The sequence below is a fragment of the Nocardia callitridis genome, from assembly GCF_039543305.1.
Classification (GTDB): domain Bacteria; phylum Actinomycetota; class Actinomycetes; order Mycobacteriales; family Mycobacteriaceae; genus Nocardia; species Nocardia callitridis.
The window spans coordinates 122,138-146,442 of record NZ_BAABJM010000003.1 but is presented as its reverse complement, the minus strand read 5'-3'; the positions used below and the strand labels follow the sequence as shown (position 1 = coordinate 146,442).

25 protein-coding genes and 1 tRNA gene are annotated in these 24,305 nt (G+C 65.3%); 13 read left to right on the top strand and 13 right to left on the bottom strand.

Annotated features, from left to right (window positions below):
• Positions 1-28: 28 nt before the first annotated feature.
• From ABEA50_RS18325 to ABEA50_RS18310, 4 genes are all read left to right on the top strand, one after another.
• Positions 29-586 (top strand): hypothetical protein, encoded by a 558-nt coding sequence (locus tag ABEA50_RS18325; RefSeq protein WP_345496770.1) that lies wholly within the window; start codon positions 29-31, stop codon positions 584-586.
• Positions 587-717: 131 nt separating this feature from the next.
• Positions 718-1,140, top strand: a complete 423-nt coding sequence (locus ABEA50_RS18320; protein WP_345496769.1) for a DUF3052 domain-containing protein — start codon at positions 718-720, stop codon at positions 1,138-1,140.
• Between the two features lie 76 nt (positions 1,141-1,216).
• A complete protein-coding gene (locus tag ABEA50_RS18315; protein ID WP_345496768.1) occupies positions 1,217-1,681 on the top strand; it encodes a peroxiredoxin in 465 nt (154 codons plus the stop codon).
• An 18-nt stretch (positions 1,682-1,699) separates the two neighbouring features.
• Positions 1,700-1,774: transfer RNA gene (locus tag ABEA50_RS18310), tRNA-Val, on the top strand.
• A gap of 21 nt (positions 1,775-1,795) precedes the next feature.
• On the opposite strand, the gene ABEA50_RS18305 is transcribed toward ABEA50_RS18310, so the two are convergent.
• Complete coding sequence (locus tag ABEA50_RS18305; RefSeq protein WP_345496767.1) at positions 1,796-2,242, bottom strand: hypothetical protein; 447 nt, start codon at positions 2,240-2,242, stop codon at positions 1,796-1,798.
• A 172-nt stretch (positions 2,243-2,414) separates the two neighbouring features.
• On the opposite strand from ABEA50_RS18305, the gene ABEA50_RS18300 reads away from it, so the two are divergent.
• Entirely contained in the window at positions 2,415-2,981 is a 567-nt protein-coding gene (locus ABEA50_RS18300; RefSeq protein WP_345496766.1) for a dihydrofolate reductase family protein, read from the top strand.
• Positions 2,982-2,991: 10 nt separating this feature from the next.
• Here ABEA50_RS18300 and ABEA50_RS18295 read toward each other — a convergent pair whose 3' ends face one another.
• The 3 genes from ABEA50_RS18295 to ABEA50_RS18285 all read right to left on the bottom strand — a co-directional run bounded on the left by ABEA50_RS18295 (position 2,992) and on the right by ABEA50_RS18285 (position 4,548).
• Positions 2,992-3,606, bottom strand: a complete 615-nt coding sequence (locus ABEA50_RS18295) for a class I SAM-dependent methyltransferase (protein WP_345496765.1) — start codon at positions 3,604-3,606, stop codon at positions 2,992-2,994.
• 129 nt (positions 3,607-3,735) lie between these two features.
• A complete protein-coding gene (locus ABEA50_RS18290) occupies positions 3,736-3,933 on the bottom strand; it encodes a hypothetical protein (protein ID WP_345496764.1) in 198 nt (65 codons plus the stop codon).
• A gap of 150 nt (positions 3,934-4,083) precedes the next feature.
• Positions 4,084-4,548: a nitroreductase/quinone reductase family protein gene (locus tag ABEA50_RS18285; RefSeq protein WP_345496763.1), complete on the bottom strand. Its 465-nt coding sequence runs from the start codon at positions 4,546-4,548 to the stop codon at positions 4,084-4,086.
• Between the two features lie 437 nt (positions 4,549-4,985).
• On the opposite strand from ABEA50_RS18285, the gene ABEA50_RS18280 reads away from it, so the two are divergent.
• Both ABEA50_RS18280 and ABEA50_RS18275 read left to right on the top strand, forming a co-directional pair.
• The gene (locus ABEA50_RS18280) at positions 4,986-5,705 is read left to right on the top strand and encodes a hypothetical protein (RefSeq protein WP_345496762.1); all 720 of its coding nucleotides are present in this window, start codon (positions 4,986-4,988) and stop codon (positions 5,703-5,705) included.
• 226 nt (positions 5,706-5,931) lie between these two features.
• The gene (locus tag ABEA50_RS18275; RefSeq protein ID WP_425577669.1) at positions 5,932-6,642 is read left to right on the top strand and encodes a GTP pyrophosphokinase; all 711 of its coding nucleotides are present in this window, start codon (positions 5,932-5,934) and stop codon (positions 6,640-6,642) included.
• Positions 6,643-6,708: 66 nt separating this feature from the next.
• Here the strand turns inward: ABEA50_RS18275 and ABEA50_RS18270 are convergent, their stop codons facing one another.
• The 3 genes from ABEA50_RS18270 to ABEA50_RS18260 all read right to left on the bottom strand — a co-directional run bounded on the left by ABEA50_RS18270 (position 6,709) and on the right by ABEA50_RS18260 (position 9,461).
• On the bottom strand, positions 6,709-7,245 hold the full coding sequence (locus ABEA50_RS18270; RefSeq protein ID WP_345496760.1) for a DUF3145 domain-containing protein: 537 nt from the start codon (positions 7,243-7,245) through the stop codon (positions 6,709-6,711).
• Positions 7,246-7,338: 93 nt separating this feature from the next.
• Positions 7,339-8,172 (bottom strand): serine hydrolase domain-containing protein, encoded by an 834-nt coding sequence (locus ABEA50_RS18265; protein ID WP_345496759.1) that lies wholly within the window; start codon positions 8,170-8,172, stop codon positions 7,339-7,341.
• A 377-nt stretch (positions 8,173-8,549) separates the two neighbouring features.
• On the bottom strand, positions 8,550-9,461 hold the full coding sequence (locus tag ABEA50_RS18260) for an alpha/beta fold hydrolase (RefSeq protein WP_345496758.1): 912 nt from the start codon (positions 9,459-9,461) through the stop codon (positions 8,550-8,552).
• A 110-nt stretch (positions 9,462-9,571) separates the two neighbouring features.
• Between ABEA50_RS18260 and ABEA50_RS18255 the strand changes: the two genes are divergently transcribed.
• Together ABEA50_RS18255 and ABEA50_RS18250 are read left to right on the top strand one after the other, a co-directional pair.
• Entirely contained in the window at positions 9,572-10,765 is a 1,194-nt protein-coding gene (locus ABEA50_RS18255; protein WP_345496757.1) for a serine hydrolase domain-containing protein, read from the top strand.
• A 694-nt stretch (positions 10,766-11,459) separates the two neighbouring features.
• Positions 11,460-11,804 carry an iron chaperone gene (locus tag ABEA50_RS18250; RefSeq protein ID WP_345496756.1) on the top strand — a complete coding sequence of 115 codons (345 nt, stop codon included), beginning with the start codon at positions 11,460-11,462 and terminating at the stop codon, positions 11,802-11,804.
• Between the two features lie 106 nt (positions 11,805-11,910).
• On the opposite strand, the gene ABEA50_RS18245 is transcribed toward ABEA50_RS18250, so the two are convergent.
• Both ABEA50_RS18245 and ABEA50_RS18240 read right to left on the bottom strand, forming a co-directional pair.
• Positions 11,911-13,041, bottom strand: coding sequence for an NDMA-dependent alcohol dehydrogenase (locus tag ABEA50_RS18245; RefSeq protein ID WP_345496755.1), 1,131 nt, complete (start codon positions 13,039-13,041; stop codon positions 11,911-11,913).
• A gap of 189 nt (positions 13,042-13,230) precedes the next feature.
• The gene (locus ABEA50_RS18240) at positions 13,231-14,286 is read right to left on the bottom strand and encodes a phosphotransferase family protein (protein WP_345496754.1); all 1,056 of its coding nucleotides are present in this window, start codon (positions 14,284-14,286) and stop codon (positions 13,231-13,233) included.
• Positions 14,287-14,374: 88 nt separating this feature from the next.
• Between ABEA50_RS18240 and pabB the strand changes: the two genes are divergently transcribed.
• Together pabB and ABEA50_RS18230 are read left to right on the top strand one after the other, a co-directional pair.
• A complete protein-coding gene (pabB, locus tag ABEA50_RS18235) occupies positions 14,375-16,582 on the top strand; it encodes an aminodeoxychorismate synthase (protein WP_345496753.1) in 2,208 nt (735 codons plus the stop codon).
• Positions 16,583-17,104: 522 nt separating this feature from the next.
• Positions 17,105-18,955 (top strand): TerD family protein, encoded by a 1,851-nt coding sequence (locus ABEA50_RS18230; RefSeq protein WP_345496752.1) that lies wholly within the window; start codon positions 17,105-17,107, stop codon positions 18,953-18,955.
• A 185-nt stretch (positions 18,956-19,140) separates the two neighbouring features.
• Here ABEA50_RS18230 and ABEA50_RS18225 read toward each other — a convergent pair whose 3' ends face one another.
• From ABEA50_RS18225 to ABEA50_RS18215, 3 genes are all read right to left on the bottom strand, one after another.
• A complete protein-coding gene (locus ABEA50_RS18225) occupies positions 19,141-19,860 on the bottom strand; it encodes a TetR/AcrR family transcriptional regulator (RefSeq protein WP_345496751.1) in 720 nt (239 codons plus the stop codon).
• A 79-nt stretch (positions 19,861-19,939) separates the two neighbouring features.
• Positions 19,940-21,169, bottom strand: coding sequence for a cytochrome P450 (locus ABEA50_RS18220; protein ID WP_345497137.1), 1,230 nt, complete (start codon positions 21,167-21,169; stop codon positions 19,940-19,942).
• 183 nt (positions 21,170-21,352) lie between these two features.
• Complete coding sequence (locus tag ABEA50_RS18215; RefSeq protein WP_345497136.1) at positions 21,353-21,640, bottom strand: hypothetical protein; 288 nt, start codon at positions 21,638-21,640, stop codon at positions 21,353-21,355.
• A gap of 384 nt (positions 21,641-22,024) precedes the next feature.
• Between ABEA50_RS18215 and ABEA50_RS18210 the strand changes: the two genes are divergently transcribed.
• Positions 22,025-22,303 carry a hypothetical protein gene (locus ABEA50_RS18210; protein ID WP_345496750.1) on the top strand — a complete coding sequence of 93 codons (279 nt, stop codon included), beginning with the start codon at positions 22,025-22,027 and terminating at the stop codon, positions 22,301-22,303.
• A gap of 34 nt (positions 22,304-22,337) precedes the next feature.
• Here the strand turns inward: ABEA50_RS18210 and ABEA50_RS18205 are convergent, their stop codons facing one another.
• Positions 22,338-23,657, bottom strand: a complete 1,320-nt coding sequence (locus tag ABEA50_RS18205; RefSeq protein WP_345496749.1) for a carotenoid oxygenase family protein — start codon at positions 23,655-23,657, stop codon at positions 22,338-22,340.
• A 120-nt stretch (positions 23,658-23,777) separates the two neighbouring features.
• Here ABEA50_RS18205 and ABEA50_RS18200 point away from each other — a divergent pair, with 120 nt between their 5' ends.
• Positions 23,778-24,302, top strand: coding sequence for a PadR family transcriptional regulator (locus ABEA50_RS18200; RefSeq protein WP_345496748.1), 525 nt, complete (start codon positions 23,778-23,780; stop codon positions 24,300-24,302).
• The last annotated feature ends 3 nt before the right edge of the window (positions 24,303-24,305 follow it).

Here is a 24,305-nt window from a genome sequence, read left to right as displayed (position 1 = left end):
CGAGCTGCCGACAGGAGCGGGGAGGACGATGAAGGTGCTTGGCCCACGCGGGCTCGGACTGTTGTGCGCGGGTGCGGCGATCGCGACCGGGATCACGATCGCGGGCTGCGCGAATCACGTTCAGGGCGTTGCCAATCCGAATGTCGCGGAGCTTTCGGCATATAAGACCGAGGCCGCGTCCTCCTCCGCGGCGGCGACCACCTCCATGCGCGCCGCACAGAAGGCCAAGGCGATCTCCGACAACTGCGACCCCTTCCCTAACACCAGCGGATTGGGCGTCTCGAAGTACAACGAGTTCGTCAAAGCACACGACGGAAACTCCGCCGACTACACCGCCAAGCGCGACGAGGCGGCCAGCACATTGGACAACGCGGCCAACACCGTCGAGACGGGAGTGAACACCGCAGGGGACTCACTGGAGCCGGATCTGGCCGGGAAGCTCACCGATTACGTCAATGCGGCTCGTGGTCTCGCCGAACAAACCCGAGCGATGACCTACACTGCGGCCGTCGGGCCGCTCAACGACGCAAGTAAGCAGGTCAACGACGCACGCAAGGCCGTGCGGGATACCTGTTCGGGTCGCTGACACCATGCCATGACACGACATTTATCGGCGACATTCAGAGGTTGATTCAGCGGATCAGCTTGCACTCGGAGCGATAACCATGTTCCCTTGCAACTATCTAACTGCTGTCGGGAGTTGAGGAGGACACCACCGTGGTCGCCGCGGCGGACGCGCAGAATTACGCAGAGAAGCTTGGCATCGCACACGGGATGGTTGTCCAGGAACTGGGCTGGGACGAAGACGTCCACGACGATTTGCGAGCCGATGTCGAACAAGCCATCGGCGGCGAGATCGTCGACGAGGATTCCGACGAGGTCATCGACGTCGTGCTGCTGTGGTGGCGCGACGAGGACGGAGATCTGGTCGACGCCCTGATGGACGCGATCGGTTCCCTGGCCGATGACGGTTTCGTCTGGGTCCTCACCCCCAAGACCGGGCAACCTGGCCATGTGGAGCCGAGCGAAATCGCAGAATCCGCACCGACCGCCGGTCTCACTCAGACCTCGGCGATCAACCTGGGGACCTGGGCGGGTAGCCGTCTCGTGCAACCGAAGGCGCCAACCAAGCAGCGCTGACCCACCTTTCGCCTATGTCATCGCCGGGCGGTCCACGGACCGCCCGGCGATGCCACGATCCGATGGAGGATTCGCGATGCCCCTCGAAGTTGGCACCATCGCACCGGAGTTCACGCTCAAGGACCAGAACAATCAGGAAGTGAGCCTGTCGGACTACCGGGGCAAGAAAAACGTCCTGCTGGTGTTCTACCCCTTGGCGTTCACCGGCATCTGCCAGGGCGAACTGTGCAAGGTCCGAGACGAGTTGCCGAAATTCCAGAACGACAACGCCGAAATCCTCGCGATCTCGGTCGGCCCTCCCCCCACCCACAAGATCTGGGCGGCCGAACAGGGCTACGTCTTCCCCCTGCTGTCGGACTTCTGGCCCCACGGTGCCACCGCACAGGCCTACGGCGTCTTCAACGAGAAAACCGGCTTCGCCAACCGAGGCACCTTCGTCGTAGACCGCGAAGGCGCCATCCGTTTCTCCGAAATGAACGGCCCCGGCGAAGCCCGTGACCAGGCGGCTTGGGAGAAAGCGCTCGCCGCGCTAGATTCATAACCCGTCGGCAACGATCAAGGGCGTATAGCTCAGCGGTAGAGCTCTGGTTTTACACACCAGCGGTCGGGGGTTCGAACCCCTCTGCGCCCACCATCTTGAAATCGAAGTCAGAGACTATTTCGCAGATCCAAGGCTTCGTACCCAACTCGGGAGTCGTCGCGTCGCCCGCTTCTCCAGCCGGGCATGGTCACCTGACATCCAGCTACCACCTTCTCCCCACGCGTTCAGAAGAACACCGACCCAATGCCCGTCGGCGTCTAGCAGACAATGCTCCTCGGCGTCGCCTCTACAGATCGCCTCGACAAGTCTCAGGGCTGGCACCGGCTGGCTGGCGTCCTCGGCGACGTAGTCGGTGACGATGTCGAAGCAAAATCCGGTTTCTATCCTGGCGGCTTCATCGTCGAACCGGGTGACCGCGATTCTTCCGGACTTGTCGCCCGGCGGTATCGCACGTGCCGTAAGAAGCACAAGGGAATCATGGAGGAAGGTGTCGGCGTCGTACTTCACTGCCAAATCGCACAGCGCCACAACGAATTCGTCCCAGCCGCGCTGATCGCTCAACTTATGTCGCTCCTTGTCAGCCGCAGGGGTTGGCGACGGTGCCCCATAGAACGACCGGTCGATTCGTCGACTGCGAAGGACGCCGCCTGGACGCTCGTCCTTTCTCCAAGGATTCGACGGTCTCTCGTGTGACGTCGCGATAAGTTTTGCCCTCCGGTCCCGTCCAACCTTTATGGGCAAACTGATCTATGGCTTCAACGTTTCGGTGGACGGGTACATCGCCGATGCGCAAGGCAACATCGACTGGTCCGATCCGAGCGAAGAGCTCCTCCAGTACTGGAACGATTTCGAGCGGGCGACCGCCCTGTCGTTCTATGGGCGGCGCCTCTACGAACTGATGTCCGCGTACTGGCCGACAGCTGACAAGACTCCGGACGCCACCCCTCTGACCGTCGACTTCGCCCGCATCTGGCGTGACATGCCCAAGGTCGTGTTCTCACACACGTTGGAGTCGGTCGACTGGAACTCCCACCTGGAACGTGGCGACCCGGTCGAGGTAGTGACGCGACTGAAAGCCGAAACCGACGGCAGGCTGGAGGTGGCGGGCGCGACGCTGGCCGCGCCGATCGTGCGGGCCGGCCTGGTGGACGAGTACCGGATCATGGTCACGCCCACCGCCGTGGGCGGCGGCACCCCCTTCTTCCCGTCACTGCCGTCATGGATACCGTTGCGACTGTTGGAGAACCGCACCTTCCCGGGCGGCACGGTCCTGCTGCGCTATGAGGCGAAACACGACTGACACAGCGGCATCAATGGACGCGCGAGAACACCGTCACCAGAAAGTCGGAGTCGTCGACGAACGGGCGCAGATCCCAGGTGGAGAACTGGGAATCCACTGTGAGTCCGGCGTTTTCGGCGTCCGAGCGGAATTGCGGGAACTCGTAACCACGGTCGGCGCCGAAACCCACGACCGCCCGGCCGGAGGGGGCGAGGTGGCGGGCGAACCCGGCCAACACAGCTTCTCGCGTGGACGGCGCCAGGAACGTCATCACGTTTCCTCCGCACACGATGGCATCGAAGTCGGCGGCGATTCCACGGCTCGGCAAATCCAGTTCCGCGAGATCACCGACGACCCAATTCGGTCCGGGGTAATCCTGCTCGGCCGCGTCGATCAATACCGGGTCGACGTCGACGCCGACCACCACATGACCGGCGCGGTGCAAATACCCGCCCACACGTCCTGGACCGCACCCCGCGTCCAGCACTCGGCTGCCGCGTCCGAGCATCGCGTCGATCAGGCGCGCCTCCCCGACGATATCCGCGCCCTCGGCCGCCAGCGTGCGGAACCGCTCGACGTACCACGTCGAATGCGCGGGGTCGGCGGCGGTGATCTCCTCCCACTGGCTGGGAGTACGTCCGCTCATGGCTGTTCCTCCTCGCTCCGGCACGTTCCGGTTCACTGTGCCACCACCGTGGCAGCGGCGAGCGCGCGGCACGGGACAGGCCAGAATGCTTCGACCGTGGCTGGCGTCAAGCACACCGCGACAAAGAAATCACGTGCCTTTCGCGAGATGGTCGAGGTTTTCGGCGTCCTGTTCGTCGTGCGGACCGACGACGAACGGGACCGGCTTGCCTCCGCGGTATGCGGCTCGTCCGGGTGTGGGGTTGTCGATGAGATCGATGACGGGGCGTATGGCGTCGTCGGGCCGTTGACCGAGCACCGCGCCGAGGACCGCAGCGGTGAGCTTCATGCCGAGGCCGACTTCTCCCGCGCAGCCGGAGCGCACCAATCGCGACGGTCCCCAGGTGACATAGCTCAGGCTGGGGTTGTCGCGCGTGGCGAGTTCTGCGGTACCACTCGCCGATTCAGGGTTCGAACTCCACAGAATCGCGCAGCGCGACTACTCGCGCGGATCGAGAATCACAATCGGAATCCTGCGATTCCCCGCGTTGCGTTGGAAGAACTCGTAACCGGGATAGAACTCGACGCACTTGCGCCACAAGGCGTCTCGTTCCGCATCCGTCGAGACCCGTGCACGCACCCGGCGCACCTGCGCGCCGATCTGGATGGTGGTGTCCGGGTGCGCCTTCAGGTTGTGGAACCACGCCGGATGAGTCGGCTGCCCGCCCTTCGAAGCAACCACAGCAAGATACGCACCCGCGTCGTGGTACATCAGCGGCGACGTCCGAGGAGTCCCGCTCTTGGCCCCGACATGGTCCAGGAGCAGGATGCGCGCCGACGGCCACCCCATGAGGTGGGCGCCGAACCGACCCTTGGACCACCGGTATCCGGCGACGTGCAGCTTCGTGGAACGTCGTCCGAGGTAGATCCCGTGCGTATTGAGAAACTGCGAAACAGAGTTCACCGCTGTCGTGAACCACGACGGGTGCGACCGCCTCGCCGACGCGGGTTCGCGCCCAGGTGGGCCCGTGTCGACCATCACTACCACCTCCCACTCGGCGATCTACTACAAAGGATAGTAGTTCAGGGTGATCGACCGGGCACGGACTTTCGAAAAGCCGACGGTCGAAATCGGGCAAATAGACCTACCCTCGCAACCCACCCAGCAGCACCGATCGCCGTGATACACACCACCGGGACGACTCGACACCGCAGAGGGGCCGAAACCCGCTTCGCCTGTTGCACTTTCAAGCACGGTGACCGACGCCATACCTGTTATGACACCCTCAGGTGATCTTAAGTTACCTCTCAGCAACATACAGCTGGACACTTGACCATGGGTTCTCGTTCGAGGCCTGCGGCCCGCAGAGGGTTGTTCGTCAGGAAAGAAAGTCTGGATTCATGAAGTTCAGTAAGGTTGCCGCAACCTCCGCTCTCGTCATTTCCGCGCTCGGCATCGCCACCGGCACCGTGCACGCCGAGCCCGCAACGCCCGCCGGGCCCGTCCCGTCGTTCGTCGACGGAGTCCAGCAAGGCTTGAACCAAGTAATGCCGGGAATCCACTGGAAGACCGGCATCGAGGGAGACGGGGTAGTCGTCGAGACCGACGCGGGTTCCCTCGGCACCGCCGACAACCAATTCCAGATCCGCGACGACCACGGCGCCGTCGTCGCGGGATTCCCGCTCAGCTATACCCTCAACGACCTCGAATACCCGATCAACGCCACCATCGACGGCACGCGCGCGGTACTCACCCCCAGCACCGACCCGGCCACCGCACAACCGATCGGCTTGCGCCACGATGTCGTTCAGCAGGACGCCTTCGATGACGCCGTCTCCGCCGCGTCCACCCAGTTCGGCGTCATCACCGCGATCGGCACCCTGGTCGGCACCCTGGTCGGCGGCGTCGGCGGCTGCGTCATCGGCGGTATCGGCGGCGCGGTCATCGGCATCCCCGTCCTCGACATCGGCGGCGCGACCGGTCTCGCGGGCTGCCTCGGCGGCGCCGCACTCGGCATCCCCCTCGGCGCCGCAGCGGGCCTCGTCCTCACCGGCGTCCCCGCCGCCATCGCAGTAGGCATCGGCTTCGCCAACCGAATCAACGCACCGGAAAACCAGTAACTCACCCCACACTCACCCGGTGATCACCAGGACAACACACCCCCAGAACCCGACCAACCCCCACTTGAAGTCCTGGTGATCACCACAAAATCCGGGGCGGCGCGTGGGGGGCGGCGGGGTGGGGGCGGGCACAATGGGGGTGGTGAACCCTTGGCAACTGGCTCCCGATACCGACGGCGCGGCATTCGACGGCGCGGGGCGGGTTCGGGTCGAGGATCTCAGGGCGCTGCGTGGACAGTTCGTCGACTTCATGCTCGGCTACAAGTTCGCGATCGACGAGATCACCACCAAGATCACCATTCTGCGCGAGGACTTCAACAACACCCACGAGTACAACCCCATCGAACACGTGGGTTCGCGACTCAAGTCACCCGAGAGCGTGCTGGAGAAGGTGCGCCGCAAGAACTATCCGATGAATCTGGCCTCCATTCGGGAGAACGTGCTCGACATCGCCGGTGTGCGGGTGGTGTGCAGCTTCATCAGCGATATCGAGAAGATCAGCGACATGCTGGCCGGTCAGGAAGACATCACCGTCCTGGAGAAGCGCGACTACATCACCCATCGCAAACCGAACGGCTACCAGAGCCTGCACCTGATCGTGTCGATCCCCGTCTTCCGCTCCGACCGCACCGAACGCATGCCGGTCGAGATCCAGATCCGCACCATCGCGATGGATTTCTGGGCCAGCCTCGAACACAAGATCCACTACAAGTACCGAGGCGAGGTTCCCCCGAACCTGCGCAGCGATCTCGCCCAAGCCGCCGAGGTCGCCACCCAACTCGACGAAAAAATGGAAGCACTGCACTCCCAGGTCGACCGCGCCACCACCCCCAAACCCACCCCACCCGACACCCTCGACCTCACCGAGCTCTACAGCACCATCACCAACATCCCCGAGTCGAACCACCGCCACGGCGGTAAACCGCCACGGCCGTAACGTCGGTGCCGCATACATTTTCGCGTAGTTGCACGCGGCGAGGCGGCTGAGTTCGGGTTCCTCGAGTCAACCAACGTCCCTGCGCAACCACGTCACCTCGGCGCCGGAATCTGTTCCGTAGCGGTAGATTTCGAGGTCTTGGTCCCAGGCGGTGCCGAGGGCGCGGTCTATTTCGGCGGCGAGGTCGTAGGTGGCGGTGTGGGTGGTGCGGTCTCGGGCGGTTTGGAGCATGGCGCGTAGCCGCATTTCGCCGATCGAGACGTCGCCGTTGGCGCTGGTGGCGCCGTGCCAGAGGCCGAGGCTGGGGACGAAGCTGTATCGCTCGCCGTCGACGCCTTCGCTGGGGTCTTCGGTGACTTCGAAGCGCAGGACCGGCCAGGAGCGCAAGGATTGGGCGAGGCGGGCGCCGGTGCCTACCGGGCCGATCCAGTCACTGGTGGCGCGCAGTTGACCGTCGGCGGGTTGCGCGGTCCAGCGCAACTTCGCCGGTGAGCCGAGAGCGGATGCGAGTGCCCATTCGACGTGCGGGCACAGCGCGGCTGGCGAGGAGTGGATGAACACCACGCCCGCCGTCGCATCCGCAAACTGACTCGATGCGCGCACTATCAACACCTCCAGCTCGACGAGGAACGTCTTCCCCAACGGTCCGTCGGCTGGCGTTGCCCGAGTGTACTGGAGTGCCCGGAGTTACACGTGTTACTTCCCGATCGTGTTGTGTCCGCGCGCCGCCTCGGCGAGGACGGAATCGCTGAAAGTTGGCCAGGCGGCGCGGGCCCAGTCCCCGAAATTCTCGTCGCTGAGCGCGATACACGCGAGTCGAACATTCGGATCGACCCACAGGAAGGTGCCGGATTGTCCGAAATGGCCATATGTGCGCGGCGAATTCGACGCGCCGGTCCAATGCGGCGACTTGCCGTCGCGAATCTCGAAGCCGAGACCCCAATCGTTGGGGCGCTGCGATCCGTAACCGGGAAGTACGCCGTTGAGACCGGGAAACTGCACCGATATCGCTTCGGCGTGTGTCGGCGCCGAGAGTAATTGGGGGGCGAGGAGTTCCCCGGCGAAACGGGTCAGGTCGGCGACGGTGGAGCGAGCGCCGTGACCGGCGGGGCCGGCGAGCACCGAGGCGGTCATGCCGAGCGGCTCGAACACCGCTTCGCGCAGATACTCCGGGAAGGCGATCCCGGTTTGCTGGGCGACGAATTCGGCGAGTGTCTCGAACCCCGCGCTCGAGTAGATGCGCCGGGCGCCGGGCTCGGCCTGAACGACGGTGGTGTCGAAGGCGATTCCGGAGGCGTGCGCGAGCAGGTGCCGCACGGTCGCGCCGGACGGGCCCGCGGGTTGGTCGAGTTCGATCGCGCCTTCCTCGACAGCAACCAGCACCGCGTAGGCCACCAGCGGCTTGGTGACCGAGGCCAGCGGGAACACCCGGTCGACGTCGCCCGCAGTGGATGCCGCCCCGTTGGCGGTGAGCACCGCGGCCGCCGCGTGACCGACGGGCCATTGCTTGATCTGCTCGAGTGCGCGCACGTTCCGAGCCTACGAGACCCACACCGCGCGGGTGGGTCCCCCTCTGGGGTGCGCAAACCCGAGCGACCCAGGCCAACCAATCGGTAGGCATTTGCGCTCGAGTCGGCACACGCGTTGTCCGACCACACTCGCCACAGCCGAAGCCGACCCGTCACACAGGCGGCATCGGAGCGGTCGGACAACCAAGAGGGTGGGCGGAATCATGCAAATACCTTATGCCGCTTGATATTTCGACACCGATTCGCGGGCAATCGAGGAACGCACCGACGCGGCCTTCGACAGCTACCCTTCGATCTCGCTGGTCTTCACCACATCCAAGGCTGGACGACCGCGATCACAGAACGCGTTCGGCGGCACCCACCAGCCCCACTGCACGGTCAGACATGTCGGTGCGTGACGCCGTCAGCCGCGAGTGCGCGCACCTCCTCGGCATACGTCCGCCACAGCGCCTCAGGAATGTCGTGGCCGACACCGGGAAACACCCGCAGCCGGGCTCCGTCGACAGTACGGGCGGTGCGGGCCGCGGCGGACGGGCGGAGCAGCTGGTCCTGTTCGCCGTGCAGGACCAGGGTGGGTGCGCGGAGTTCACGCAGCGCGGGTCCGTGCCAGGTGGCGCCGATCTGTCGGCTCTGTGCCTGATTGTCGCGCGGGCCGATGTCGGCGTCGGCGCTGATCCACGCACGGGTGCGCTGTTCGTCGAACGGATAGCCTGGCGAGGCGACCCCGCGCGCGACGGCCATTCCGGCTTCGATGTCACCTTCGCGCCCTTCGGGAAACTTGGTGCGCGCCAACTTTGCCAGCAGACCGACCCGCAGGTAGCGCGCGACAGAGATCCCGGTGACATCGCTGGGCAGCGCGGCGGACGACACCACGCCGAGAACTCGGTCGGGGTAGCGCAGGGCGATACGTTGCGCTACGAGCCCGCCCATCGAGTGACCGAAGATGTAGGCGCGTTTCCACCCGAGTTCGCCCATGACGGCGATCGCGTCGTCGGTCATGTCCTCGCTGGTGTACGCGACCTGCTCCGGGGGCTTTCCGAACAACGCGGCGAGAGGATTGCTGCGCGCGGTGGGCGGCATGCGCGTCGATTGCCCAGCGTCACGCTGGTCGTAGCGGGCAACGGAGAACCCCGCGTCCGCGAAGGCTCGACACAGTCCGTCGGGCCACCAGGTGCGCGCTGTCGCGAGTCCCATCACCAGCAACAGGGGGGTGCCGGAACCGTTGTCCTCGAGTTGGTCGTAGGCGAGTTGGACGCCGCGGTTGTCGGCGTATCGGGTGTCGGTCCACATAGCCCGCTCCTAATTGCAAACGTTGTTCGCTGTTAAGCCCATCCTAGACAACCGCGTACACCGTTCGCAAGTACGCCGACCACGATGGCGGTCGTTACGATCGGTGCACCATGAGTGAACTGCCAACGATCCACGGCGACGTGGCGTCCGGATACGGACCCGTCGCCGACGCTTTCCGCCGCAACTTCGCCCGACACGGCGAAATCGGTGCGGCCGTAGCGGTTTTCGCGGGCGACCAACCGGTGGTCGACCTGTGGGCAGGACACCGGGACCGACACCGCACGCTGCCATGGGAACGCGACACGATCGTTCCGGTGTTCTCCTCCACCAAGGGCATGTCCGCGTTCACGCTCGCCTCGGCGGTGGAGCAGGGGTTACTGGACTACGAGCAGCCGGTCGCGAAGTACTGGCCCGAGTTCGCCGCCCACGGCAAGGAACGGATCACCGTCCGGCAGTTGATCGATCACCAGGCGGGATTGTCCGGACTGAGCCGAACAGTGCGGCTCGAGCAGGTCGCCGACCTCGACGGGTTGGCGCCGATCCTCGCCGAGCAGCGGCCCGCGTGGAAACCGGGGACCAGACACGGCTATCACGCGATCACTCTCGGCCTGTATCAGGGCGAGCTGTTGCGCAGGGTCGATCCGCACCACCGCACGCTCGGAACGATTTTCGCCGAGGACATCGCGCGACCGCTCGGCGCGGATTTCTTCATCGGCCTGCCGTCTTCGCAGAGCCTGGATCGCATCGCGACCATGGCGGCGACCCAGGGCGCGGATATCTTGCGCTACGAGCGTGATGTGCCGGTGCGCATCGGCGCGGAGATCTTCGCCAAACGTGGCCTCGCCCATGCCGCACTGACCAACCCGCGCACGGGATCCCCTGCGCGCGCGACCCGACGCGAATTCCTCGGGGTGGAGTTGCCAGCCTCCAACGGCGTCGGCAACGCACGAGCACTGGCCAGGGTTTACGGTGCCGCGGCGGGACGCACCGGCGAACTTCCGCTCGGTGACGGGCTACTCGATCGCCTCGCCGCGGCCGATACGGCCGACGACGTCCCCGCCGACGACCTGGTGTTGCACACCAAGAGCCGCTATCACCTCGGTTTCCGCAAGTCACGCGGCTCGTTCCGCTTCGGCTCCGACAAGCGCGCCTACGGCACCACCGGACTCGGCGGATCGTTCGGCTTCGCCGACCCCGCAACGGGTCTGGGCTTCGGTTACGTCATGAACCGACTCGGCCTGGCCGTCCTCGACGATGTCCGCAGCCGCAATCTGCGCGAGGCACTACTGCGCTGCACCGGCTGAGTTGCCTCATCGGCTGACGCACAGCGCGATCGATCGAGCCGCCGCGACACCGCACAGCGGACGCGATCTCGCACCACCGAGTGGTTGGCCCAGCGGGAGACCCGAGACCGCCGCCCGTCCAGGAGATCCGACACCACACGAGCCCACCCCGTACCGACTCGCACCCAACCGCACTCGAGCCACCGCGGCCGGAATGTCCTGTTCGGCGCGAGCGCATTGCGGGACCGTTCGGCGAGATCACCGCCATGGGCCGGGTTTTGCCGAGCTGCGAGCACGAATCATCAACCCGACACCCCGACACCGGGGCACCCGAAGCCCACGGTAGATGCCTCGCGCGCACGACGTCGAGAAGACCACCCCCGATCCACCCGGCCCAGGGACGGAACCACCCAAAGACCGGAAGCCGCCCGAGAACTCGGCGGTACCGACGGCATGCGGCGAGCATTGCCACGAACCGCCTCGCCGTGAAAACCGTTGTTTCACATAGACACGCCGTAAGGCGACCAACCACTCGGCGCGTCGAGGAATATCGATTCCGCGCCCCGCACAGGCGGATTCAGTAGCAAACCAATCGCATCGGTTACCTATGACCAGCGGCAATAAGCATATTTCCTGGGGTTTTGGTGCGTACACTCAGCTCGCCAAACCCATTCAGCGAACAATCGGTTAATGCTCGCACCATCAAGGAGCCCCCATGGCACAGCCGACAACGGTCGATGAATATGTCACCGCGTTCCCGGAGGATTTGCGCGCGGCACTGGACGAGGTCCGGCGGACCCTGCTCAGCGCGCTACCCGAGGCCACCGAGTCGATCAGTTACGGCATTCCGACCCTTCGACTACATCGACGCAATGTCGTGCATTTCGCGGGATGGAATCAGCAGGTGAGTCTCTATCCGATTCCGGAAGGGGATTCGACGTTCATCCAGGCCATCGAGCCCTACCGGGTGAGCCGTGGGACATTGAAGTTCCCGCTCGGCCAACCGGTTCCCTACGACCTGATCGCCAGGATCGCCACCGAGTTGGCCAAGCGCCGCTGACGATCCCGACCGCCGTTGTGCGCCAAGGGGGCGTTCGCGGCCGCGCGCGGCGGAACCGAATCCGAACCACGACGACCGACGAACGAGCCTTGCCGCTTCGACCGATCTACCAGTCGGCCTCGGTGTAGCGGATGATGCCGCGAATATTCTTGCCTTCGAGCATGTCCTGGTAGCCCTGATTGATGTCTTCCAGCGAATACGTACGGGTCACCATGTCGTCCAGATTCAGCTGACCCGCCTTGTACAGCGACAACAGCCGAGGCGCGTCCTGGCGGGCATTGCCGCCGCCGAAGATCACGCCCTTCACCGTCTTCTGCAGCATGCACAGCAGGAAGCTGTTGAGCTTGGCGTCGCCTTCGTCCATCCGGCCCATCGAGGTGACCACGAGGGTGCCCGCCTTGGCGGTGAGAATCAGCCCCTCTTCGATGTATTCGCCGTGCATCTCCCCCATCGTGAGGATGACGCTGTTGGCCATCCGCCCCTCGGTGGCGTCCATCAACGGCATGATCGCGGCGGCCATGCTCTCGTAGGCGTGCGTGGCGCCGAACTTCTGCGCCTGCTCGCGCTTCCACGGATTCGGATCGATCGCAACGACTTTCGACGCTCCCGACAGCACGGCGCCCTGCAGGGCGCTCATGCCGACCCCGCCGATACCGACAATCACGACGGTGTCGCCCGGCGCGACCTGGGCGACATGGGTGGAGGAACCGAATCCGGTCGGCACACCGCAGCCGACGAGGCAGGCCACCTCGAACGGGATGCTCGGATCGATCTTCACCACGGAGGTGTGGTGCACGGTCATATAGGGCGAGAAGGTGCCCAATAGGCACATCGGGATGACGTTCTCGCCGCGTGCCTGAATACGGTAGGTGCCGTCGCTGATCGCCTGACCGAGCAGCAGGCCCGAGCCGAGGTCGCACAGCGCCATATTTCCCGCGACGCACGCCGGACAGCGACCGCAGGCGGGGATGAACGACAGGATGACGTGATCACCGACCTCGAGGTCGGCGGGCGTGTTCGGCCCGAGCTTGGTGATGACGCCAGCGCCTTCGTGGCCGCCCATCACGGGATAGGACGGCATCGGGGTCGCACCGGTGACGATGTGATGGTCGGAGTGGCACATCCCCGCGGTTTCCAGCCGGATCTGCACCTCACCGGCAACCGGATCGCCGACCTCGATCTCTTCGACCGACCAGGGTTCGTCGATCCCCCACAGGATCGCGCCTTTTGTCTTCATTCCTGTCGACCCTCTCGCATGCGCGTGCTTGTATGTGACTGGCTCCACAGTACGAGAAAAGTGAAACCTGTTCTAGTGCGGGGTGCGAAATTCATCGTCGAAGGTGATCAGATGCCACGAACACGTTCCAATAAACACCGCTGACGCCGGGCGAGATCGCCGCAGCGCCTCGCCCGGCATGGGCCGCGGTCACTCCATGAGTCGATGCGCCTGCTCGAACAGCTCCACCGTGATCGCATGCAGGAAATCGCCCACCTGCTTGGGCGCCTTGCCCGCGAACGCGCGCGCATGCGTGCCCTCCAGGACGATCCCCAGCTTGAAGCACGCCAACACCGTGTACCAGGACACGGCACTCAGGTCGCGTTCGGAGAATCGGCCGTAGTGCTCGACCATCTCCGCCGCGCTCGGCAAGCCGCCGAGCTGCCCCAGCGCACCGAAGAGTCGGGCGCCGCTGGTCCCCGGTTCCGGCCGGGTGGCCAGTTGCCACCCGAGGTCGAGCAAGGGGTCGCCGATGGTCGACATCTCCCAGTCCACCAGTGCCGCGACCTCGGGACCGTCATAGGAGAACATGATGTTGGCCAGGTGGCAGTCGCCGTGCAGGATGCCCGGCTGCCAGTGCGCGGGACGATTGCGGTCCAACCACTCGCCGACTCGTTCCACGCCGGGAATCTCCGGACCGGGGTACCCCTCGTTGCTCGAATACGACGCCAACTCGCCCAGCCAGCGCGGGACCTGGCGCTCCAGAAAGCCATCCGGCCTGCCGTATTCGCCCAGCCCCAGCGCCTGGTAGTCGAGCGAGCCCAGCCGCGCGATCGCCTCGACGGCGGAAAGTCCCATGCCCCTGCGGATCTCACGATCACCGGCGTGCAGCTCGGGCAGTGTGGTCTGCGGATTGAAACCCTCGATCGGCTCCATCAGGTAGAACACCGCGCCGATGACGGAATCGTCGGGGCAGGCGGCGATCACCCTCGGCGCGCGAACCTCGGTGCCATTGAGCGCGCTCAGCAGGGTGGCTTCCCTGCGAATCACCTCATTACTCTTCGGGCGCAAGTATTTCGGCCCTCGACGCAACACATATTCGCGGCCACCTCGGGTGAATCGCAGCATCACGTTCTGCGTCCCACCCCCGAGTTCGGTCACATCCTCGAATTCACCCTCGGGCAGGCCTTTCTCGTCCATCCATGCGCTGATCAGGGCAAAGTCGACGAGTTGACGATCGATGTCGACGGGTTGGGCAACAGACATGCCATTATTCTGCACCACCCGCACCCTTGAACTGAAGGCAAATGACAACAGTTGCCCGTCACCTGCGCGGCGTAAGGTTTCGGACACCATGCGCACGCTGTTGATCGACAATTACGATTCGTTCACCTACAACCTGTATCAGCTGATCAGCGCGGTGAACGGGGTGACACCGACTGTCGTGCGCAACGACGAGCCCCTCGATATCGCGGACATAGCGGCCGACTACGACAATGTCGTCGTCTCGCCGGGCCCCGGCCGACCCGACCACCCCCGTGACATCGGCGTCTCGGCCGCCGTGATCCGGGAGAGCCCGCTGCCACTCCTCGGCGTTTGCCTCGGACATCAAGCGGTGGTGCTGGCGGCGGGCGGAGTGATCGAACCGGCGCCCCTGGCACGGCACGGCTATCTCGAGCGCATCGAACACAACGGTCGCGAACTGTTCGACGCCATCCCGCAGAACTTCACGGCGGTGCGATACCACTCACTGTGCGCACGTGGGCCGCTGCCGTGGGAACTGGAGATCACCGCCGTCGCCGACGACGGGGTGATCATGGGTGTGCGCCACCGGGAGCGCCCACAGTGGGGGGTACAGTTCCACCCTGAGTCGATCGCGAGCGAACACGGGCTCACCTTGCTTCGCAACTTCGCGAATCTCACTGCCGCGCAGACTTTTCAGAACACCAGAAACACCGTGCGGATTTCCCCGACGACACCGCGCGCACCTGAGCTCGATCGGCAGGAGCGCAGCCCAGCCACGGACACCGAAGACACTCTCGGTGCTGATCAATTCCCCGCCACCGCAGTAGGTTTCGATATCAGATCGGCGTCAGCGGACCTTCTCGATCCGAATACCGAGACGCAAGAGATCTCTCGGCTGCGGCACACGGTGATCGACCGTGCGATCGATACCGAGAGCGCGTTTGTTCGGCTCTACGCCCACTCCCCCACCGCCTTCTGGCTCGACAGCGAGCATGTGGAACCGGGCCTGGATCGGTTCTCCTTCCTCGGCGACGCCAGCGGCCCCTTCGCGGAGGTCGTGCGCTATCGGGTCGAGGACGCCGCGGTGACCGTCGAATCGGCCGACGGCAATCGGCGCACCGTCACCGGCGATATTTTCGAGTATCTGGCCACCGAACTGCGGTCGCGGCGCCTCGAAATCCCCGACCTACCCTTCGATTTCGCGGGCGGGTACGTCGGTTACCTCGGGTACGAGGTGAAAGCGGACTGTGGTGCGAACCGGGTGCACCACGCCGAGACCCCGGACGCACAGTGGATATTCGCCGATCGAGTCGTCGTGGTCGACCACGTCGGCGCACGAACCTATCTGCTCTCGCTCACCGACGACACCGAGAACGCACTGCGCGCGGGCGCGGACTGGCTGCGCGATACGCGCGAAACCTTGGAATCCCTGCCCACGTGGTCCAACCCGTCGACCCTCGAACTCGCCTCCGACGACGCCGCCGTCACACCGCTGCTGACCCGAGGACGAGAACAGTACCTCGCCGACCTCGACACCTGCCGAGAACGCCTGCGCGCGGGCGAATCCTACGAAATCTGCCTCACCGACAGCCTCACCCTGCCCGCCGCCGAGGACGACAGCCTCGACTTCTACCGCGCCCTTCGCCGCTGCAACCCCGCACCCTACGCCGCCTACCTGCGGTTCGACGACCTCACCATCGCCTGCTCGTCGCCGGAACGGTTCCTGAAGATCGACCGCCACCGCACGGTCGAAAGCAAGCCGATCAAAGGCACCGCCCCGCGTGGCGCCACCCCGGCCGAAGACGAACGCCGCCGCACGGAATTGGCCGACGGGCCCAAGACACGGGCGGAGAACCTGATGATCGTCGACCTGCTGCGCAACGACCTCGGCCGCGTGTGCGAAATCGGCAGCGTGCACGTGCCGAAACTGATGGCGACCGAGACCTATACGACGCTGCACCAACTGGTCTCCACCGTGCGCGGCACGCTGCGCGCCGAGATCGGGGTGATCGACTGCGTGCGTGCGTGTTTCCCCGGCGGCTCGATGACCGGCGCGCCGAAACTGCGCACGATGGAGATCATCGACGAGTTGGAAACCGAAGCACGCGGCGTGTATTCGGGCACCATCGGGTTCCTCGGACTCGGCGGCACCGCCGACCTCAATATCGTCATCCGCACCGCCGTCCGCTACGACGAGCACTGGCGCATCGGCGCGGGCGGCGCCATCGTGCTCGACTCCGATCCGGACGAGGAGTATCGCGAGATGGTGCTGAAGGCCGCGGCGACGTTGCGTGCGGCGGCTGTGAGCATTCTTTGAGCTCGAGTTTGCGGCGGAACCAGCACTGCGTTAAGCGGCGGCCAGCACTGCGTTAAGCGGCGGCCAGCACTGCGTTAAGCGGCGGCCAGCACTGCGTTAAGCGGCGGGGTGATACGCGGGGGCGAGTGCTTCCTCGCTGTGTTTTTGGCGGCTGGCGCCGCGTGGTTCGCGGCCCTGAGTCTCGCGTTCGAGTACCCGTTTCTTGCTCCTTCGTCGCCTACGAAACGGGCACTCGAACGCGAGACGGCCGCGAACTTACCGTACCGGTCTCGCTGACGCTCGGAACACGTGTTTGGGCGGCTCGTTGGGTGGCTGGGTTTTGTTGGGGTGGTGGGGTTTCATCGTGCCGGGGCGTGTTCCCGCAAGGTTGTGGGGCCGTATTCGGGGGAGGGCTGGTCGCAGCGGTGGTACGCGGGGGTGAGCGGCACCGTGCGGCGAGGCTCGCCGGATCGTGTCCGAGCGGCTCGTCGCCCTGGGCATGCGCAACGGCGTGTCGGTGGGGCGTGGCATAGTTCCCATACGATGGAACTCAGCAAAGGCACCCATGCCTCGGTACCGACATCGCTTCTGGCCGTGGTCGTTTCGTGGGATTCGACACACGCCATGGATGCGAACGCGCTGCTGCTCGATGACTCGGGTGCGGTGCGTTCGGATCGGGATCTGGTGTTCTACAACGCGCCTCGGCATGTGTCGCAGGCGGTGACGCTGAATCAGGCGCCCGCGCCCGGGACGGCGCGACTGAGTGTTTCGCTGCCGAGGACCGAGCAGCAGGTGCAGCGGATCGTCATCGCCGGATCCGTCGACGAAGGGACGTTCGCCGAATTCGCCGGTGCGGTGACGATCACGGTCGAAGCCGTCGACGGGCCGGTCGCGCGGTTCACGATGCGCGAGCCGGATCCGGTGCGGGCGATGATGTTCGGCGAGTTCTACCGCAAGGACGACGGCTGGCGATTTCGTGCGATCGGCCAGGGTTTCGCCAATGGGCTCGCCGGCCTTGTCACGGAGTTCGGTGTGCGCGTGGATGATCCGAACGAGCCCGCCCGAACCCACCACCCCGACAACCCCTTCGCCGTGCGTGATCAGGTGCACGCGACGGCACCGCCGGAACTCCAGCCGTCTGCGCAGCGCGCTCCCGGCGGGCGACCGAACGGTACCGTCACGGCGCAAGAACGCGCTTACCCCGTCGACCCGGACACAGGTCCCTCGGTCGCGCACCGCGCCGGCCGAAACGCCCAGCCCGCCGTCATGAGCACGCGTCCGCTGGATCTCACGCGCCGAGCCGATCCCGAACTACCGCCGCCCCCACCGCAGCACGCGTTGGTGGCGGATTGGCACCCGGATCCCGAGACCCCGCGGCGACTGCGCTGGTGGGACGGCACGGAGTGGACCGGTTCCACCCACCCGACGCACCCCCCTTCGCCCAAGCACTGCGCTCGGTGCCACAAACCCTTGCGACGCAAGTTCTTCGGTGGTGTAGCGCCCTGCGCCTTCTGCGCGGAGGAAATCGCCGGCTTCCTCACCCACTGGCACAGCAACGCGTGTCGGGTGCTCACCAATTTCGGGCCGCGCGGACCGGAGTGGGCGGCACTGTGGGCGTCGTTGCGTTTCCAGCGCATCGAGCAGCGGGTCGGTCGTGAAGCGCTGCACGAGGACGCGCTGAACTATGTCGAGCGGCTGGTCGCGTTCGCCTTCGCCGATAGCGAGGTGCGCCAGGAGGAATTCGACGCGTTCGAGTCGGCCATCGAGGAGTTGGCGTTGTCCGGCCCGCTGATCGAGGACCTGCGCAGGCGAATGTGGCGCGGGCACACCCTGTGTCGGCTACGCGACGGCGAGCTACCCGTGGTGCGCTCCCCCGGCTTGCATCTCGACCCGGAGGAGCGGGTGCACCTCGACATTCCCGCGGTGCACGTGAAGACGCTCGCGCGGGGGCCGAAGCTCACCGAGGGCAGATTGATCGTCAGCAATAAGAAACTTCGGTTCGTCGGCGCCGACACCGGCATCGAATTGTTGTGGTCGCGGGTAGTCGCCGTGCACGCCGAGGGCGATACCGTCGTCCTCGCGGCGACCTCGGCACGCGGCGGCGCCACCTTCTCCGTCGACGACCCCGACTACGTGGCCTGCGCGCTCGAGGGCGCACTGCGGGTGGCCAAACGCCTGGTGCTCACCCCCGGCCAACTCGACACCCGCAGCATCTCCCAGGAGGTGAAAGCCGAAGTGTGGCAACGCGACGGCGGCAAGTGCGTGGAATGCGGCGACGGCCACTACCTGGAATTCGACCACATCATCCCGCTCAGCCGAGGCGGCGCCACCAGCGCCACCAACCTGCAAATCCTCTGCCGTTCCTGCAATCGCACCAAGGGCGCGAGAATCTAGCGCGCCGGAACGCTTCGAGCTGCCGACATCACGCCCACGTCCCGCCGCTGCGAAGACACCGCCGCCGACAATCACTGTGTCGAGGTCGTACTCGGCACGGTCGAACGGCGACAGCGGATCTGGGTGCCGCAGTCCTGAATCGTGTCCCCGCACACATACACCGACCCCGCTCGTCTGCGGGAAACCTACAACAATCCCGCCGTCGCGCCCAGGTCGGTGAGCATGGCGTCGAACAGGATCTCCGGATTCGACAGCGGGATGGGGTAATTGCCGAAAACCTCCAGGGTGACGTGACCGTAGAGGCGTGCCCAGACCTGGATCATCAGGTAGGTGACGCCCAGGTCGATCTTCTCGGCCGAGAGGCTGGGTTCGGCGTCCGAGAGTGCGGCGAGCAGTTCGGTTTGGAAATCGACCAGGTCGTCGTGCAGGCCGGGCGGTATGACGTCGGCGGGCGGGGCGACGACGTCGTAGGTGGCGAGCACGTGTGCGGCGGCCCCGAGGAAGATGCGGGCGAACGGCTCACCGAAACGGCGGATCGTCTCCGCTTTCCCGACGCCGGGCGAGGCGAACACCAGGGTGAACTCGGCCGTGTGCGCCAGGGCCCAACGCCGAAACCCCTTGCAGATGGCGAAGAATCGCACAACGCCGTCCTCGGGCAGCGCCGCGATGTCGGTGGACAGTTCCGCGGCGAGATCGGCACAGAACTCGCTGCGCAACGCCTCGAGCAGGGCGTCGAGCGACTTGTAGTACCGGTAGAGGGCGGGCGCGGTGATGCCGAGCTCCCGCGCGATCGCGCGCAGCGTCACCGCGTCCTGGCCGTGCTCGACCAGCAGGTTCCTGGCCACTCGCCGGATATCCACCTCGGTGAGCACCGGCGAGCGACCCCGTGGTTTCGGGGTGCTCATGCCGAGTACATTAAGCGGGATCGGCGTCGTCGGTGGCGCACCGACCCACCACCGACGAATCGCCTTCTCGCGCTGGGGATCACTGGTAGGCGACGTCCCAGCGCTTGATCCCGTTCAACCACCCCGAACGCAAGCGCTCCGGTTCGGCGAGTTGGCGCAGGTTCGGCATCACATCGGCGATCGCCTGGAACATCAGGTCGATCTGCAGCCTGGCCAGATTGGCGCCGACGCAGTAATGCGTGCCGGTGCCACCGAAACCGACGTGTGGGTTGGGGTCGCGCAGCACATCGAAGGTGAACGGGTCGACGAAGGCTTCCTCATCGAAATTGGCCGAGCTGTAGAACAATCCGACGCGCTGCCCCTTGGTGATCTCCTGGCCACCGAGCACGGTGTCCGCGGTCGCGGTGCGCTGGAACGCGGTGACCGGCGTTGCCCAGCGAACGATCTCGTCGGGCGCGGTGCGCGGACGCTGCTGCTGGTAGATCTCCCACTGCTCCGGATTGTCGACGAACGCCTTCATGCCGTGGGTGATGGAGTTGCGGGTGGTCTCGTTGCCCGCCACCGAAAGCAGGATCACGAAGAACGCGAATTCGTCCGAGGCCAACTGTTCGCCGTCGACGTCGGCGTTCACCAGTTGGGTGACGATATCGTCGGCCGGGCAGGCCCGCCGCTGTTCGGCCATGTTCCATGCGTAACCCATCACCTCGGTGGTGGCGGCCATGTGGTCACCCTCGAATTCGGGGTCGTCGTAGGCGATCATCTGGTTGGACCAGTCGAAGATCCGCTTGCGATCCTCCTGCGGGATGCCGATCAACTCGGCGATGGCCTGCAACGGCAACTCGCACGCGATCTGTTCGACGAAGTCGCCGCTGCCCGCCTTCTTTGCCTCGTGCACGATCTTGGCCGCGCGCTCGGTGAGCGCGGCGCGCAGGCTCTCCACCGCGCGCGGGGTGAAACCCTTGGAGATGATGCGGCGAATCTTGGTGTGCTTCGGCGGGTCCAGGTTCAGCAACAACATGTTGCCGAGCATGTCGATCTGGTCGCGGGTCATGTCCTCGTTGAACCGGATGATCGCGGTGTTCTGTTGCGAGGAATACAGATCCGGCTTCTTCGAGATCTCTTTGATGTGGTCGAGCTTGGACACCGCCCAGTACCCGCCGTCGTCGAATCCGCTGGAGCGGCCGGACTGCGCGACCCACCAGACGGGCGCGGTCCTGCGCAGTTGCGCGAACTCCTCGACCGGCAAGCGTTCGGCGAGGACGTCCGGGTCGGTGAAATCGAACCCCGAGGGGATCGACGGCGTTGTCATGGTCACGGGTTTCTCCTACGGTCGCTGGCTGGCTTGACTGGCCCGCTTGAACTGGCCCGCTTGAACTGGCCAAGGACCGGCACAACCTCGCATCCGTCCACGCGGCAATCACGGCCCTGTGGTGATAGAACCACAGAACCGCGCCGCGTGAACGGTGTTTAGTAAAACCCGTTTACCAAAGACTCAGAAGTCGATGACAGCGTTCATGATGGTGCCCGCACTGGTCGCGATGACACCGCCGATCATCGCCCCCGCCACCATCTTGGGCGACTGAAGGCCGCCGCCACTCCACTTCTCCCAGGCGAAGCGTCCGCCCGCGTAGATGATGCTGACGATGCCCGACAGCAATGCGAACCAGGTGATGTAGCGGACGAACTTCAACAACTTGTCCGAAATCGGTGGCGCCTCCGGACTGGGGTCACCGAACTGCGCCAGTGTCGTATACATATCGCCTACCGACGCCAGAATCATGCTCACCGTCTACTCCCAACGCTCCAGGTTCACGCGCCGCCCAACCCGGGCTGCCCCCAGCACAATCGGGCCCGGTGATACCGAGCCCGACGTTGCTCTTGAGTTGCCGCACGAAAGTTGTTCGACCACCGCCGAATTCGAATCCACTAGCAGGATACGGGTCGATCGACGCTTCTGTCGCCTTCTGCTGCCGCCCTTCCGCTGCCACTGTGTCAGGTCCCCCGGACGCGCGGGAGCGCGCGAACTTCCGTGCCCCGCATCGGCCGAACTGTCGGCACGCACCACACCGTCCCACTCGAGGCAAGGCACATCCTGCCGAAAACCGGATACCATCGTGACGAGTCACCCCCGCCCTTGCCCCGAGACCAGAATGAGTCAACGACGATGATTCTCGCCGCAGCTATCGACACTCTGGCCCAGATCGGCAATCCCACTCCGGAAGCGCCGCCGATCTCCGACAAGATCTTGCAATTGGTTCGCTACCTCACCTGGTTCGTCCTGCTGTCCGGCGTCTGCGGCATCATCTACGCCGGTGGCCGTTTCGCCTGGGAGAAGTGGACCGGCGGCGGCTTGCAGTCGCCGAAGATGGTGGCGGGCGCCATGATCGGCGGTGTCATCGCCACCAGCGCGGGCACCATCATGAACGCCGTCATCGGCACCTGACCGACCTCGACCCCGGCGAGCCGCCACCCACCGCTCATTCGTCGGCGAGCCAGTTGCCGTGGAATCCGTGCGGCACTCGTCGTGGCAGCGCGATGGTCGCCACGGGACCGGCGGGGAGATCGTTCGACGCCAAGATGACCAGATCGCTGCGGTCGGCCGCGGGGTCGTAGACATAGCTGACGAGATAGCCGTCGCCCCCCGGCCGCCCGTCGGCGGGCACGAACGACGCCTCCTCCGGTACCCGTCCCCCGCCGAACTCATACGCCGAACTCGTGCCGGTGTGCAGGTCGTAGCGAATCAGCGCACCGGCGTCGCCGCGCGTCGAGACGTGCCCGAAGCGGGAATCGATCCCGGCGAGACGATCATCGATCCTGGGGAATTCCCCTGCGCGGTCGTCGATCTGCTCCTCGGCGACCACCCCGGCGGCGAGGTCGATGGTCCAGCGCCAGAGTGTCGCGTCGAGATCGACCTGGCCGTCGGCGCGCCAGAGTTCCGGATACCGCATCACATACAGCACGATGCGGGCCGACCCTTCGGCCGCGGGCTCGTCGAAGGCGTTGAGCGCGTGGAAGACGTAGCACGGGTCGATGGCGAACCACCGGATCTCGCCGTGCGGGTCGTCGCGTCGCAGCACGCCCAGCCGCGCCGCGTAGTCGTCGCGCCAGCGAAACGGCATGCCGCCGCCCCGCATCGCCGTGGGGAGGTCGAAGACCACCGGCAGGTCCATGAAGATCACGTGCTCGGCGGTGAGGTGGAAGTCGTGGTGCATGGTCGGCGCCGGTACGTCGATCGGGCGGCTGAGCAGCAAGGTGCCGTCGGCGGCGGCCCGGTGGTAGGTCAGGTACGGCGGATTCGTCACCTCGTAGCCGAAGAAATGCAGCTCGCCGGTGGTGGGGCAGGTTTTGGGGTGTGCGGTCATGTTGGTGCGCAGGGCGCCGTCGAAGTCGTAGGGACCCACGGTGTCCAGGTTCGGCGTGAGTTCATACGGCAGCGACGACTCGACCAGTGCCAGTGTGTGCCCCGCATGCCGGATGACGTGGGTGTTGGCGACACCGGCCGCGTAGTCCTTCGTGCCGTCCTCGCGGTAGCGGACCGCGTCGTCGGTGAAGGTGGAGGTGCGCACCCATCGGTTGCGGTAGGAGACGGCGCGGCCGTTGTCGACGCGGATCCCGTGCACCATGCCGTCGCCGAGAAACCAGTGCGCCGACGCCGCCGCGTGCGGATTGGGACCGTTGCGTAGATACCAGCCGCTCAGTTCGGCCGGGATAGCTCCGGTGACGGGAAGGTCGGTAGCGGTGATCTCGTCGGCGACCGGCGCGAAGTTGCCCGCCAGGTGTGGAATCGCAGTAGTCATGGATCGTTTCCCCTCTGCTGTGTGCATCCGACCGCTCGATGCCTCAACATTCCAATTAGACATGTCAAAGTTAGAATGTCCCAGTACAACCTGTCAATAGTGGAATGTAAGGTGAGCCGGATGAGCCTCAGATTCGCCGTGCTCGGCCTCCTCGACGACCAGCCCTCCAGCGGTTACGACCTGCTGCAACGGTTCAAATGGACGCTGGCCAACGTCTGGCCCGCGACACAGAGTCAGGTCTATACCGAGCTCGCCAAACTCGCCGAAGCCGCCTTGATCACCGTCTCCGACGAAGGTCCGCGCGGACGCAAGGAATACACCATCACCGCGGCGGGCCGCACGGAACTTCAGCGCTGGCTCACCGAGATCGAGCCGAAAACCTTGGTGCGCAACGAAATGCTGATCCGCGTGTTCTTCCTCGGCGTGGTGAGCCGAGCCGACGCGGAGGAATACCTCGCCCGCGTGCGGGCGCGGACGGTCGAGGATCGCGCGGACCTACTCCAACTCCGCGACAACGTCGACTGGAACACGAAGGACGACGACCTGTCGACCTACGGCCGCATCGCACTCGAGTGGGGGCTGCGCTACAACGCGATGAACCAGGAGTGGGCCGAGTGGGCGATCACCCAACTCCCCGAACGCTGACCC